This window comes from Microbacterium sp. Soil_C_42, from assembly GCF_057656735.1.
In genome coordinates this window covers 185,854-199,780 of the sequence record NZ_JBDGJU010000001.1, presented here as the reverse complement: position 1 = coordinate 199,780, position 13,927 = coordinate 185,854, and the positions used below count along the sequence as shown (strand labels likewise).

13 protein-coding genes are annotated in these 13,927 nt (G+C 69.7%); 5 read left to right on the top strand and 8 right to left on the bottom strand.

From position 1 onward, the window contains the following. Nucleotides 1-5: 5 nt before the first annotated feature. Entirely contained in the window at nt 6-1,271 is a 1,266-nt protein-coding gene (gene hutI / locus AC3A46_RS00885; RefSeq protein WP_487663367.1) for an imidazolonepropionase, read from the top strand. Between the two features lie 49 nt (nt 1,272-1,320). Here hutI and AC3A46_RS00880 read toward each other — a convergent pair whose 3' ends face one another. The 7 genes from AC3A46_RS00880 to AC3A46_RS00850 form a co-directional block, all read right to left on the bottom strand. Next, a complete protein-coding gene (locus AC3A46_RS00880) occupies nt 1,321-3,699 on the bottom strand; it encodes a LamG-like jellyroll fold domain-containing protein (protein ID WP_487663366.1) in 2,379 nt (792 codons plus the stop codon). A gap of 173 nt (nt 3,700-3,872) precedes the next feature. Beyond that, on the bottom strand, nt 3,873-4,343 hold the full coding sequence (locus AC3A46_RS00875) for a SixA phosphatase family protein (RefSeq protein WP_487663365.1): 471 nt from the start codon (nt 4,341-4,343) through the stop codon (nt 3,873-3,875). Continuing rightward, nucleotides 4,340-5,236, bottom strand: coding sequence for an agmatinase family protein (locus tag AC3A46_RS00870; protein ID WP_487663364.1), 897 nt, complete (start codon nt 5,234-5,236; stop codon nt 4,340-4,342). The genes AC3A46_RS00875 and AC3A46_RS00870 overlap by 4 nt, the downstream gene beginning before the upstream one ends. Before the next feature lie 20 nt (nt 5,237-5,256). Further along, entirely contained in the window at nt 5,257-5,607 is a 351-nt protein-coding gene (locus tag AC3A46_RS00865; protein ID WP_487663363.1) for a gamma-glutamylcyclotransferase family protein, read from the bottom strand. Between the two features lie 74 nt (nt 5,608-5,681). Further along, complete coding sequence (locus AC3A46_RS00860; protein ID WP_487663362.1) at nt 5,682-6,950, bottom strand: DUF445 domain-containing protein; 1,269 nt, start codon at nt 6,948-6,950, stop codon at nt 5,682-5,684. Nucleotides 6,951-6,953: 3 nt separating this feature from the next. Beyond that, nucleotides 6,954-8,126: an acyl-CoA dehydrogenase family protein gene (locus AC3A46_RS00855; RefSeq protein ID WP_487663361.1), complete on the bottom strand. Its 1,173-nt coding sequence runs from the start codon at nt 8,124-8,126 to the stop codon at nt 6,954-6,956. 42 nt (nt 8,127-8,168) lie between these two features. Further along, nucleotides 8,169-8,927 (bottom strand): alpha/beta fold hydrolase, encoded by a 759-nt coding sequence (locus tag AC3A46_RS00850; RefSeq protein WP_487663360.1) that lies wholly within the window; start codon nt 8,925-8,927, stop codon nt 8,169-8,171. Nucleotides 8,928-8,994: 67 nt separating this feature from the next. Between AC3A46_RS00850 and AC3A46_RS00845 the strand changes: the two genes are divergently transcribed. Then, nucleotides 8,995-9,399 (top strand): pilus assembly protein CpaE, encoded by a 405-nt coding sequence (locus tag AC3A46_RS00845; protein WP_487663359.1) that lies wholly within the window; start codon nt 8,995-8,997, stop codon nt 9,397-9,399. A gap of 43 nt (nt 9,400-9,442) precedes the next feature. On the opposite strand, the gene AC3A46_RS00840 is transcribed toward AC3A46_RS00845, so the two are convergent. After that, nucleotides 9,443-10,651: an MFS transporter gene (locus AC3A46_RS00840; RefSeq protein ID WP_487663358.1), complete on the bottom strand. Its 1,209-nt coding sequence runs from the start codon at nt 10,649-10,651 to the stop codon at nt 9,443-9,445. A gap of 404 nt (nt 10,652-11,055) precedes the next feature. Between AC3A46_RS00840 and nrdH the strand changes: the two genes are divergently transcribed. From nrdH to nrdE, 3 genes are read left to right on the top strand one after another with little or no spacing between them, the layout of a single operon-like run. Further along, nucleotides 11,056-11,289, top strand: a complete 234-nt coding sequence (gene nrdH / locus AC3A46_RS00835; RefSeq protein ID WP_045299982.1) for a glutaredoxin-like protein NrdH — start codon at nt 11,056-11,058, stop codon at nt 11,287-11,289. Between the two features lie 2 nt (nt 11,290-11,291). Further along, a complete protein-coding gene (gene nrdI, locus AC3A46_RS00830; protein WP_082497045.1) occupies nt 11,292-11,738 on the top strand; it encodes a class Ib ribonucleoside-diphosphate reductase assembly flavoprotein NrdI in 447 nt (148 codons plus the stop codon). Next, nucleotides 11,723-13,876 (top strand): class 1b ribonucleoside-diphosphate reductase subunit alpha, encoded by a 2,154-nt coding sequence (gene nrdE / locus AC3A46_RS00825; protein ID WP_487663357.1) that lies wholly within the window; start codon nt 11,723-11,725, stop codon nt 13,874-13,876. The genes nrdI and nrdE overlap by 16 nt, the downstream gene beginning before the upstream one ends. Nucleotides 13,877-13,927: the final 51 nt, after the last annotated feature.

Here is a 13,927-nt window from a genome sequence, read left to right as displayed (position 1 = left end):
ATGCTGTGACCACGACGCTCATCACGAACATCGGCGAGCTGACCACCAACGTCGCCGCCGACGGCGATGCGCTGGGCACGCTCCGCGACGCCGCCGTGCTGCTCGTGGGCGACCGGATCGCGTGGATCGGTCCCACGTCCGCCGCCGGGGCCGCCGCTCCCGCCGCCGTCGACCGCGAGAGTGCTTCTGGTGGACGAGAGGTGGGGAACCAACCCGCATCTCGGCGACCAGCTGTTCTCTCGCGGGAAGAGGGGGTCGAGGTCGTCGACGCCGGGGGCCGCGCTGTCATCCCCGGATTCGTCGACAGCCACACGCACCTGGTGTTCGGGGGCGACCGCGCCGACGAGTTCGAGGCGCGCATGACCGGTACGCCGTATGCCGCAGGGGGCATACGGCGTACCGTCGCGGCGACGCGTTCCGCGAGCGACGAGGAGCTGCGCGCGCGCCTCGCCGGCTTCGTCGCGGAGCTCGGCGGCCAGGGGACGACGACGTTCGAGATCAAGACGGGCTACGGGCTCACCGTCGCCGACGAGGAGCGGCTCGCTCGCCTCGCCGCAGAGGTCACGCCCGAGGTCACGTTCCTCGGAGCCCACGTCGTTCCCGCCGAGTACAGCGAGCGGCGCGAGGAGTACGTCGAGCTCGTCTGCGACGCGATGCTCCGCGCCTGTGCTCCACACAGCCGGTGGATCGATGTGTTCTGCGAGCGCGGCGCCTTCACGCCCGACGAGTCGCGGCGCATCCTCGCCGCGGGCGTCGCGCACGGCCTCGAGCCGCGCGTGCACGGCAACCAGCTCGGGCCGGGCGAGGGCGTGCGTCTGGCAGTGGAGCTGGGCGCAGCATCCGTCGACCACTGCACGTATCTCTCCGACGACGATGTCGCCGCGCTCGCGGGATCGACCACGGTCGCCACGCTGCTGCCGGGCGTCGAATTCTCGACCCGGCAGCCGTACCCCGACGCGCGGCGGCTCATCGACGCAGGCGCGACCGTCGCCCTCGCGAGCGACTGCAACCCGGGGTCGAGCTTCACGAGCTCGATGCCGCTCATGATCGCGCTCGCGGTGCGCGAGATGGGGATGACGCCCGCCGAGGCGGTGTGGGCCGCGACCGCCGGCGGAGCGAAGGCGCTGCGCCGCGACGACGTGGGTGCGCTGGCCCCCGGGATGCGTGCCGATCTCGTGATGCTCGACGCGCCGACCCGCGTGCACCTGGCTTACCGGCCCGGTGTGCCTCTCGTGCACACGGTGTGGATCGGCGGCGCCGCGTCTGCATGAAGAGGAGCCGCCCGGCACGAGGCCGGGCGGCTCCTTGTCGACGGCCGCGTCAGGGCGCGGCGAGCTGCGCGATGTCGTCGGCCGCGAGCGCCGAGCTCCACACGCTCAGCTCGTCGACGTCGCCGCGGAACGGGGTGTCCCACCAGTTCACGCCGACGGCGAAGACGCTGCCCGGTCCAGAGAGCGCATCGGGGAAGCCAGTGCCCTGGAAGCGCAGCTCTCCGTCGATGTACACGGAGGCCGCGCCCGAGTCGACGACGAACGCGACGTGCGACCACTCGCCGAGCGGCAGGCTGCGTCCGGTGCCCGCGTCGTACCACTGCGCTCCCGACCACAGCATGGTCGAACCGCCGACACCGTCGTGCCCGCGCGGGACGAGGCTCACCCACGACGTCGGACTCGCCGCCCCGAAGAACGCGGTGGTGTAGGGCGTGAGCGCCTCGGGCCGCAGCCAGAGGCTCACCGAGTACGAGGAGCCCTGCACGAGGCCATCGGGCAGCCGCACACCCGCGGTGCCGTCGAGGTGCAGCGCGCCGCCGTCGATGCCGTCGGCGACGAACGTCGCCGGGCCGGCCGCGGGCGCGTCGATGCGCGCTCCGGTGGGCACCGCGTCGGCGAAAGCCCCTGCCGCGTCGGCCAGCGAGCCGTCGAGCGCCCAGGCGCCCGCGAGCACGCCGGGAGTGCGCGCGAGGACGACGACGTCGAAGGCGACGGATGCCTCGGCCCCGCCGTTCTCGATGGTCGCGGTGAGCGTGGCGTGTGCGTCGGGCTCGCCGATGCCGGGCCGCGTCACGGTCCCGTCGACGTCGACGGTGCCGGCGTCGGAGGTCGCCCACGTGATGGTCGTACCGCCCGTGCCCGACGTCGGCAGCGCCAGGTCGACCGTCACCCCCGACGTGTCGCCGAGCGAGAGGTCGGCGGCGACGGCGTCCACCGCCGCGGCACCGGCCAGCTCGACGGACCTGCGTCCCCACAGTGTGACGCCTCCCTCCGAGACCGCGGTGAAGCCCGTCGACCATGCCTCCAGGTCGGGATCCCAGACGGGCGCGAACACGCCCCGGTAGACCACGCCGTCGACGGTGAGGGTCGCGGTGTGCTGCCCGGTGAGCTTCCAACCGCCGTCGACGGACCCCGTGATGCGGCCGGTCTTGCCGAAGGAGACGTCGGACGCCTCGGCCGCCGTCGCCGTGATGTCCTTGCCCATGTCGACCAGCTGCCACGTGCCCACCACGTCGTCGCGCTTCACCTTGCCCGCTGTCTCACCCGCGTAGCGCATCGGTGAGACCACCGGCCAGCCGTCGGCGTTCATCCACATCTGGTGCACGCGCACCTCGTGCAGCTCTCCCGTGCCGGGGAAGCGTGCGTGCAGGACCATGAACATGCGTCCTGTGCCGGGGTCGCGGTACCACGACGTGTGACCGGGGGAGACGTAGCCGGTGCCGGCGCCGGCGCCCGGGTCGCCGAGCTCGCGGCCGAAGAGGTGGCCGCCCATCAGCTTGACGCCGTACGGCTCGATCGTGACGTCGTCGAACAGCGGCAGGGACGGGTCCGCCTTCACCTCGCGCATGTCGTTGCCCTGCGCATCGAGGTACGGACCGGTCACGGACTTCGAGCGCGCCACGCGCACGTCATACCCGCCGGTCACCCCCAGGCCGCCGAACGACAGGTACAGGTAGTAGTAGCCGGTATCGGCGTCATACTGGATGGTCGGGGCCTCGATGCGGCTGTGGTTTCCGCCGACGAGGTGCGTGCCGTAACCCTGCCCGGGCAGGGGCGCGCCGGTTGCGGCATCCATCTCGAGCAGGAAGATTCCGCCCGAGTACGAGCCGTAGACCATCCACAGCTTGCCGTCGGCGTCGTAGAACGCATCCGGGTCGACCGCGTTGGGGTGCCGGCGCGCGTCGTACACCTCGCCGGGGTTCTCGGACTCTCCCTGCATGCCGCTCTTGAGCAGGATGCCCTGGTTCTCGTACGGACCGTCGACGGTGTCGGAGGTGGCGAGCCCGAGTGCCGAGCGCGGCGACGACCCCTCGCACGCGTTGTAGTACATCGCATAGCGCCCATCGGGCAGCTGGATGACGTCCGCGGCCCACAGGGTGGAGGTCTGCGCCCACTCGAAGGTCTCGGCGAGTTCGGTGTAGATGTCGTCGAAGAGCGCGTTGTCGGGCTCTTGCGACAGATCGGTCGTGTTCTGCTGCCACGACATGAGGTCGGACGTGTGCGCCGAAGCGCCGTGCGAGCCGAACGCCCAGATGTCCTCGCCGGAGGTGACGATCGACGGATCGTGCACGGTGACGTCGTCGAACACTGGGGCGGGCAGGGGAGCCGGCGGGTGCGCCCAGGCGGGGCTCGCGCTGAGCGCGCCCGCGACGAGCAGTCCGGCAGTGGTCAGGGCGAGCGCGGTGCGAGGGCGTGCGCGGCGCGTCATGGGGTCTCCAGTTCGACAGTGGACGGGATGGACGGATGCCTCGACTCGGCGCCGAGTCGAAGGGCCGCCGAAACGCAATCTACAACGATGTAGAGCCTTAGTACAACGATGTAGACGGAGATTTCTCCACGAGGGCGGAATGCACGCGCCGGTGCCTGGCGTGCGCGGGCGGGTCAGCGGGGCGTGTCGAACGTCCAGTTGTCGGGGTCGAGGGCGCTGGCGACGTCCCAGTCGTCCTGCGCCCAGATGAACGTCGCGACGGCGCACGTCGGCATGTGGTCGATGTCGCCGTCCGACAGGCTCGCCGCGAGGGCGCTCATTCCGGGATCGTGCGCGACGACCATGGCCGTCGCCGCACGCGTGGCCGCGGCCGCGGCGAGCAGGGTGCGCGCCGGGGCGCCGTAGAGCTCGGGGTCGAGCGAGACGGCGACGCCGAGCTCGGCGGCGAAGGCTTCGGCCGTCGTCCGCGCACGCACGGCGGTGCTCGAGAGGATGACGTCCGGGCGGAACCCGGTCGCCGCGAGCCGCGCCGCCATGCGGGGCGCATCGCGCATACCGCGGTCGTTCAGCGGGCGGTCGTGGTCGTCGAGGCGGGGGTCGCCCCACTCGGACTTGGCGTGCCGCACCAGTGCGAGACGGATCATGACGTCACCTTTCCTGTGGCCTTGGCGGCGAGGAGTTCGAGTACGCAGAGCGCCGCGAGGCGCACCGTGCGTCCATCGGGGGCATCCGCCGTGGCATCCACCTCGGCGATGTCGGCGCTGTGCAGGCGGGAGCCGGCGGCGAGGGCCCGCACGAGCGCCCGCAGCTCCCAGGCGGCGAGCCCGCCCGGGACGGATGCCGGGCACCCGGGCGCCACGGACCGGTCGCACACGTCCACATCGATGTCGAGGTGCACCGGGCCGCCGCCGGCCCCGGCGATCTCGAGCGCCTCGGCTGCGACGTCGGTGGCGCCGCGGCGGCGCAGGTCGTCCATCGTCACGACGGTGATGCCGTAGTCCGCCGCGCGCTGGGCGTAGGCGACGGAGTTGGCGAAATCGGCGATGCCGAGCTGGACGATCCGCCGCCCGTCGAGGCCGTCCTCGACCAGCCGCCGCACCGGAGAGCCGTTCGAGACGCCGTCGCGCAGATCGAGGTGCGCGTCGATGGTGATGAGCCCCGTCGCCTGGGCGCCCTGCGCCACGGCGTAGGTCAGCGAGTTGTCGCCGCCGAGCGCGATCACGAGATCCGCGCGCTCGCGCACCTCCGACACCGTGGAACGGACGGATGCCTCGCCTTCCGGTCCGTCAGGCTCGGCGACGTCGCCCGCATCCGCGATGCGCAGCACGTCGTGCAGGTCGACCGGCGCAGGGCCCAGGAGCGTCGGGCTGTAGCGACGCAGCGCTTCGCGGATCGCGGCGGGCGTCGCGTGTGCGCCGGTGGGGGAGAGGGAGGTGCGGAATGCGGGAACGCCGAGGATCGCGGCATCCCAGCTCCCGTCTTCGAGCGGGGGCCACGCACCTGCGCGTGGCCACGAGGGATCGTGGGAAAGCGTCACGTGTCGACGCTACCGGGCGCTCACGCCGCGACGTAGACCCACGCGGAGCGACCGCTCGCGAGCACCACGGCGCAGCGTCTGTACAAGGCCACTTCGTACTCGTCGGCCGCGTCGATCTCGTCCTCGGTCACGAGCAGGGCCTTGCCCACGACCTTGTCGAGGGGGTTCCCCGTCTCGCGCACGATCGGGTGAACGGTCAGGCCCGACAGGTCGACGACGCGTGTGTCTTCGATCTCGGCGTAGTCGACGGTGTACCCGGGCAGCGCATCGGGCTCGCTCTCGACCAGGCGCCCGAACGTGTCGAGCTGCACGTCGGCGTTCTGCAGCGTGCCGTAGCTGAAGAGGTAGTGGGTGGGCTCGTCCGCGGACACGGCATCAGGGTAACTCCCGGCGGCCTCGATCCACCCGGACTTCACGCACTCTTAACACGGCTCGCCGCCACGCGTCACCCGAGCAGGGCGTGGGCGATCGAGAAGATCGCGAGTCCTGCGAGCGCGCCCACGATCGTGCCGTTGAGGCGGATGTACTGCAGATCGCGCCCGACCATGAGCTCAATCTTCTCCGTCGTCTCGACGGGGTCCCACCGCTCGACCGTGTCGGTGATGATCGACGCGATGTCGTGGCGGTAGCGATCGACGAGGAACACGGCGGCGTCCGTCACCCAGGTGTCGACGCGGCGCTGGAGCGCAGCATCCGTCGTCAATCGCTCGCCGATCTCGACCAGCGCCTCCACGCCCCGTCGCCGCAGTCCGCTGTCGGGGTCGGCGAGCGAGCGCAGCAGACCGGCCTTGGCGGTCGCCCAGGCTTCGCCCGCCAGCTCGCGCACGCGGGGGCTGTCGAACACGGCGAGCTTCGCGTCTTCGAAGCGTCCGATCGTCGCAGGGTCGTGCTGCAGGTTGCCGGCGAGACGCGCGAGGTAGCCGTCGATCGCGACGCGGGCCGGATGCCGCGGGTCGGCCTGCACGGCGGCGACGAACTTGACCGCCTCGTTGTAGACGGTGTCGTCGACGAAGCGGTGGGCGACCGACGGCACCCACGCGGGCAGCCGGCGTGAGACGACGCCGGTGAAGGCGACTTTGTTGGCGGCGAGCCACGCTGCGATGGTGTCGGCGGCGAGGTCGACGGCGCCGTGGTGCGCGCCGGCGTCGATGATGCGCTCGAGCCATTCGCCCAGCGGCGGTCCCCACTCCGGTGCGATGAGGTGCTCGCGGGCGAGCTCCTCGATCACGTCGCGGACGTCGTCGTCGCTGAGCGCCCGCAGTACACTTGCCGCCATCACGGATGCCTCGGCGGCGACCCGCTCGGCATGCACCGGCGTGCTCAGCCATTCGCCGAGGCGGGCGGCGATCGCCGTCTGGTCGAGCTTCGTGCGCACGACGTCGGCGCGCAGGAACTCGGTCTCGACGAACTCGCCGAGGTTGCGCCCGATCTCGTCCTTGCGGCTCGGGATGATCGCGGTGTGCGGGATCGGGATCCCCAGCGGATGGCGGAACAGCGCGGTGACCGCGAACCAGTCGGCGAGCGCGCCGACCATGCCTCCCTCGGCTGCCGCCCGCAGGTAGGCGAGCGCAGGGATCTCCTGCTGGAACGCGAACGAGAAGGCGAACAGCACCGCCATGAATATCAGCGCGCCGAGGGCGACACCCTTCATCGTGCGGAGCCCTCTGCGGCGCTCCTGATCGGCGGGGCTGAGGAGGCGTGTCGGCGTGGACATGTCTCAGTCCTCGATCGGCCCGAGCCAGGCGGTCGCGACCGTCGAGTGCGCCGATTCCGGGTCGGACGGGTGGAACAGGCCGGCCAGCACGTCACGGTAGAGGCGGCTCAGCTCGCTGGACGAGAAGTACGAGGATCCGCCGGCGACGAGCACGGCCTCGTCGACGATCTGCTTCGCAGCCGTCACAGCCCGGTGCTTGAGTCCTGCGAGCAGCGAGAACCACCTCGCGCCGTGGTCGGCGAGGTCGTCGACGTCGCGGGCGAGCGTGTCGATCTGCGGCGGAAGGGCATCGTAGGCGAGCGCCATGCCGGCGATGCGCCAGCGGATGTCGGGATCCTGGCTGTATGCCTTGCCGGTGCGCTTCGACGTGCGTGTGCCGGCCGCCGCGACCGCGAGGTCGAGCGCTCGCCGGGCGATGCCGGTGTACACGGACGCCAAGAGGATCTCGAACACGCTGAAGATGCCGAACACCAGCGGGTCGGGGTTGGGGCCCGGGGCGAGTCGCCGCACGATCCGGTCGGCGGGCGCGACGGCGCCCTGCAGCTGCGTCGTGCGCGATTGCGTGCCCCGCATGCCGAGGGTGTCCCAGTCGTCGCGGACGCCGACGCGGCCCGCCTGCACCTCCGAGCGCGGCACGAACGCGTAGACCATCTGCGGGGCGTCCTCTGACGAGGTGTCGAGCCCGTGCAGGCCGAGCTGCGTCCACACCGGCGCGAGGGACGTGAAGATCTTGGTGCCGGTGAACGAGTACCCGCCGTCGGGGAGGGGTGCAGCATCCGTTCCGCTCCCGAACAGCACGAGGTCGTTGCCGGCCTCGCTGATCCCGAACGCGAAGACCTCGCCGGCGACCGCGCCCTCCTGCACGAACCGCAGCGCGTCGATCCCGCGGTCGGCGAGCACCTTCGCGACGCCCGTCCACACCAGGTGCATGTTGATCGCGAGGGCCGTCGCAGGGGCCGCGCCCGCCAGTCGCTGCTGGAGGACGGATGCCTCGGCCAGCCCCAGACCGGATCCGCCGAGCTCTTCCGGCACGAGGATCGCAAGGTACCCCGCGGCCTTCAGGTCGGCGAGGTCGTCGTCGGGGAAGGTGTTCTCCCGGTCGTGCACGGCCGCCCGCGCGCGGAAGCGCTCCAGCAAGCGGTCGTTCAGGATGTCGCTCGGATCGAAGGAGGCCACCCCGCCATTCTCACCCCGGCCCGGCCGAACGGCGCGGCATCGTCAGGCGAGTGCGGCGAACAGTGCGTCGATCGTCGCCTCCGGCCGATCGCGGTGCGGGGAGTGGCCGGCATCGGCGACGACCGACACCGTGACGTTCGGGTTGGGCGCCACGGCGGCTTCCGCCGGCTTGCCGCGGAAGATGGAGTACACGCCCGGATCGGACGCGATCACGCGGGTCGGCACCGCGATGCGAAGCGCAGCATCCGTGACGTCCCAGTCCGCGTTCTGAGAGCTCGTCTGCTCCACCGCCCATCGGCTCGCCTGCTGCGCCGACAGCGCCTTCAGCTCGACGTCCTGAGGGTGCCAGTGCGGGTGCTCCGCGCGCACGGCAGCCTGCGACGGGTCCTCGAACGAGCGGTTCTGGCTGTCGCGCACGATGTCGCGGTCATGGTCGGTGAGCAGGAGCGCGGGGTCGACCAGGACGAGACGGTGCGTCCACGAGGAGTCGGCCGCGGCGGCGAGGACGGATGCTGCGCCCCCGAGCGAGTGGCCGATCACGAGGTCCCACGGGCCGGCGTCCACCGGACGGGTCGCCGCGACGTCCGCCGCATAGGCGGCCAGCGTGTAGTCGAGCGTGCGCGGGGCCGTGCCGTGCCCGCGCAGGTCGACGGCATCCGCCCGCCATCCGGCATCCGCGAGAGCCGAGCCGTAACGCCACATCAGCGCACCGTTGGACCCGAGGCCGTGGATGAGGAGAGCGCGACGACCGGCCGAGGCCGAGCCCCACGACAGACGGGGGAGGGTGACGGCAGTGGGCATACGCTCAAGCCTAGGAGAGCGGCCCGGTGCGCCCGGGCGCTCCGGCAGGATGGGAACGGAGGTTGGCATGATCTCGACGGAACTTGCGCTGGCACTGCGGGAGGCGGGGCTGGTGTGGCACCCGCACTCGGGCGACCGCTTCCAGCTCGACGAGCCGGAGTTCGATGCCGACGTCTTCACCGTCAGCGAGATGACCGTCGAGCCGCGCGAGTACCCGACCGGACGCATCCTGGCTTTCAACGGCACCACCGAGTGGGCGCTGGATTCCGTCGCCCTCGAGGACGCGCTGTGGCTGCCGCACGAGCATCAGCTGCGCGAGATGCTGCGCGGCGCCTTCCGGTCGCTGCGGCGGCTGCCCGACAACCACGAGGTCGAGATCGTGCTCGGCGGTGAGCGGCGGGTGTTCGAGCACCCCGAGCCCGCCGACGCCTACGCGCTCGCCCTGCTGGAGATGCTCCGGCGTCTGGCGTGACGGCGGGAAGCCGGGGCGCCGACCTCCGCAACCGCCTTCCCGCTCAGCCGATCGTCGTGACCGGCTCGGTGTCGGGGATCGGGCTCGCACCGCGCACGCGCAAGTCGGGAAGGCCCCGCGCGAACACGATCGCGACGAGGAGTCCGAGTGCGCAGAACGCGGCGGCGGAGATGTACGCGGCCGTCACGCCGCCCGGGCCGTCGATGAGGATGCCGGCGACGGCCGACCCCGCGGCAGCGCCGATGAGCTGACCCGTGCCGACCCACCCGAAGGCCTCGGCCGTGTCGCTGAACTTGACGCTCGCGGTGGTCACGGCCGACAGCACGGCCAGTGCCGGCGCGATGCCGATGCCGGCGACGAACAGCGTGGCGCCGATCCACCACACGTTGACCCACAGCGCGGTGAGCGCGAGTCCGATGGCCACGACCGTCAGGCGGCGCGCCATGGCCCAGCGGCCCATCGGCAGGTGCCCGAAGGTGAGCCCGCCGGCCAGGCTGCCGATCGAGAAGACGGCGAGTACGAGTCCCGCTTCGAGTCCGCCGTGGTCGAAGGTCGCCACGACGCTCGCCTCGACGGCCGCGAACGAGCCGATGAGGAGGAAGCCGATCACGGTCGCGAGCAGGATCGGCGGACGAGTGAGCACGGTCCCGAAGGAGCGCTTGCTGCGCGGGATGCGCACGCGCCCGACCTCGGGGGACAGGATGAACCAGGCACCACCGGCCACCAGGATCACCACGACCAGCAGGAGGCCCACGACGGTGCCGGCCTGGGTTGCCACGAAGGTGATGAGCACCGGCGCGAGGATCCAGATGAACTCCTGCAGCGAGGCGTCCAGGGAGTAGAGCGCCGTCAGCTGTGTGGAGTTGACCATCTTGGCGTAGATCGTGCGCACCGCCGCGACGATCGGCGGGGTCGCGGCGCCCGCGATGAACCCGAGCACGATGTAGACCGGCACCGGGACGACGAGGAGCGCGATCGCGGTGAGGGAGGCCGCCGCCACGACGGTCGTGAGGGTCAGCACGCGGCGCATGCCCCAGCGGCCCATCCAGCGGCTCGTGACCGGACCCGCGAGCGCCTGGCCGATCGACACCGCCGCGAGCACGATGCCGGCGGCGCCGTACGAGCCGGTGATCCCCTCGATGTGCAGGAGGATCACGAGGCTGATCATCCCGTTGGGGAAGCGCGCGGTCAGCTGCGCCGCGATGATGCGGGCCACCCCGGGGGTGCGCAGAAGTTCCCGGTAGCCGGCCACCCGACAACGTTACGGCACGCTCCACGTCGTCCTCGCACGACCCCGACGGCGACCTCGCAGCGCGCCCGTATGCGACACGCCCGCGACACGCCGGGAGCGTTGTCCACAGGCGAATCCGATGTCGGAGGCCGTGGCTAGCGTGCAGCCTGTGGACGGATGCGGCCGTGGCGTTCGAAAGCCCCGTCATCCCGGCCTTTTCCAGACCCTGGCGGCTGTGGATGAATCCGTGGACAACCTGTGTTGTACATGGGGAGAACGGTGGAAAATCACACCGATGTAACTACTAGCCCTTGTGGTGCTATCGAATGTCGGCACCCATATGTAGTATTGGACTCCCGGTGGGGGGACTACCGGGAAAGAGCACCGGATGCCACCGGGGGAACCACTGAGGAGACGGAATCGACATGGCCATCACGGTTTACACGAAGCCCGCGTGCGTGCAGTGCACGGCGACGTATCGAGCACTCGATTCCAAGGGGATCGAGTACGAAATCCACGACCTCTCGGAGGACCCCACGGCCCTCGAGCAGGTCAAGGCGCTGGGCTACCTCCAGGCGCCGGTCGTCATCACCGATGAGGACCACTGGTCGGGCTTCCGTCCCGACAAGATCGACGAGCTCGCCTCGCGTCTGGCCTGACCATGTCGGCGGTCGTGACGCAGCGCGTCGCGACGGACGCGCCACTGCTGGTCTACTTCTCGAGCGTGTCGGGCAATACCGCGCGCTTCATCGAGAAGCTCGGAGCTCGAGCGGTCCGGATCCCGCTTCATTCCACGGATCCGGCGCTCGTGGTCGACGAGCCGTACGTCCTCGTGACACCCACCTATGGCGGAGGCCAGGGAAGGGGAGTCGAGAAGGGCGCCGTTCCGAAGCAGGTCATCCGCTTCCTCAATGACGAGCGCAATCGGAGCCTGATCCGCGGAGTCATCTCCGCGGGGAACACCAACTTCGGCGAGCACTTCTGCGTCGCCGGAGACATCATCAGCCGCAAGTGTCACGTGCCGCACTTGTACCGGTTAGAGGTATTCGGCACGCCTGAAGACGTGGAGCGCGTGAGCGCGGGATTGGAACGATGGTGGGAACTCTGACGGAGACCGACTTCAAGACGCAGGCACGATTCGAGGGCATGGACTACCACGCCCTCAACGCGATGCTCAACCTGTACGACGCGGACGGCAAGATCCAGTTCGACGCCGACAAGCGCGCCGCGCGGGATTACTTCCTGCAGCACGTGAACCAGAACACGGTGTTCTTCCACTCCCTCAAGGAGCGTCTCGACTACCTCGTCGAGAAGGAGTACTACGAGCCCGCCGTGCTCGAGCGGTACTCGTTCGCGTTCATCCAGCAGCTCAACGACTTCGCTTACGGCAAGAAGTTCCGCTTCGAGACGTTCCTCGGCGCGTTCAAGTACTACACGAGCTACACGCTCAAGACCTTCGACGGCAAGCGCTACCTCGAGCGCTTCGAGGACCGCGTCGTCATGACCGCCCTCGCCCTCGCCGACGGCGACGAGCTGCTGGCCACCAACCTCGTCGACGAGATCCTCTCGGGGCGCTTCCAGCCTGCGACGCCGACGTTCCTCAACGCCGGCAAGGCGCAGCGCGGCGAGCTCGTCTCGTGCTTCCTGCTGCGCATCGAAGACAACATGGAGTCGATCTCGCGCGGCATCAACTCGTCGCTGCAGCTGTCCAAGCGCGGCGGCGGCGTGGCGCTGCTGCTGTCGAACATCCGCGAGGCGGGTGCGCCGATCAAGCAGATCGAGAACCAGTCCAGCGGCATCATCCCCGTGATGAAGCTCCTCGAAGACTCCTTCTCCTACGCCAATCAGCTCGGCGCGCGTCAGGGTGCGGGTGCGGTGTACCTCAACGCCCACCACCCCGACATCATGAAGTTCCTCGACACCAAGCGCGAGAACGCCGACGAGAAGATCCGCATCAAGACGCTGTCGCTGGGCGTCGTCGTCCCCGACATCACGTTCGAGCTCGCGAAGAACGGCGAGGACATGTACCTGTTCTCCCCGTACGACGTCGAGCGCGTCTACGGCGTGCCGTTCGGCGACATCTCCGTCAGCGAGAAGTACCGCGAGATGGTGGACGACCCGCGCATCAAGAAGACGAAGATCAACGCGCGCGAGTTCTTCCAGACGCTCGCCGAGATCCAGTTCGAGTCGGGCTACCCGTACATCATGTTCGAGGACACGGTGAACAAGGCCAACCCGATCAAGGGCCGGATCAACATGTCCAACCTGTGCTCCGAGATCCTGCAGGTGAACACGCCCACCACGTACAACGAGGACCTGTCCTACGCCCAGATCGGCAAGGACATCTCGTGCAACCTGGGCTCGCTCAACATCGCCCTGGCGATGGACGGCGGCGACCTCGCGAAGACCGTGGACACCAGCATCCGAGCGCTCACCGCGGTCAGCCAGCAGAGCCACATCGCCTCGGTCCGCTCGATCGAGGACGGCAACGACCGTTCGCACGCGATCGGCCTCGGCCAGATGAACCTGCACGGCTACCTCGCCCGCGAGCACGTCTACTACGGGTCGGAAGAGGGTGTCGACTTCACGAACATCTACTTCTACTCGGTGCTCTTCCACGCCCTCACCGCGTCGAACAAGATCGCGATCGAGCGTGGCGAGACCTTCGACGGGTTCGAGGACTCGACGTACGCGTCGGGCGAGTTCTTCGACAAGTACATCGAGCAGGAGTGGGCCCCTGCAACGGCCAAGGTCGCCGAGATGTTCGCCGGCCACCACATCCCCACGCAGGACGACTGGCGCGCGCTCAAGGCCTCGATCCAGCAGCACGGCATCTACAACCAGAACCTGCAGGCGGTGCCGCCGACCGGCTCGATCTCGTACATCAACAACTCGACGTCGTCGATCCACCCGATCGCGGCGAAGATCGAGATCCGCAAGGAAGGCAAGCTCGGTCGCGTCTACTACCCGGCGGCGTTCATGACGAACGACAACCTGGAGTACTACCAGGACGCGTACGAGATCGGCTACGAGAAGGTCATCGACACGTACGCCGCCGCCACCCAGCACGTCGACCAGGGTCTGTCGCTCACGCTGTTCTTCAAGGACACCGCGACCACGCGCGACATCAACAAGGCCCAGATCTACGCCTGGCGCAAGGGCATCAAGACGATCTACTACATCCGCCTCCGCCAGATGGCGCTGGAGGGCACGGACATGAGCGAGTGCGTCAGCTGCACGCTGTGATCACCGGTCGTTGAGCGAGCGCAGCGAGACGAAACGCGAAGAGAGAGAAAG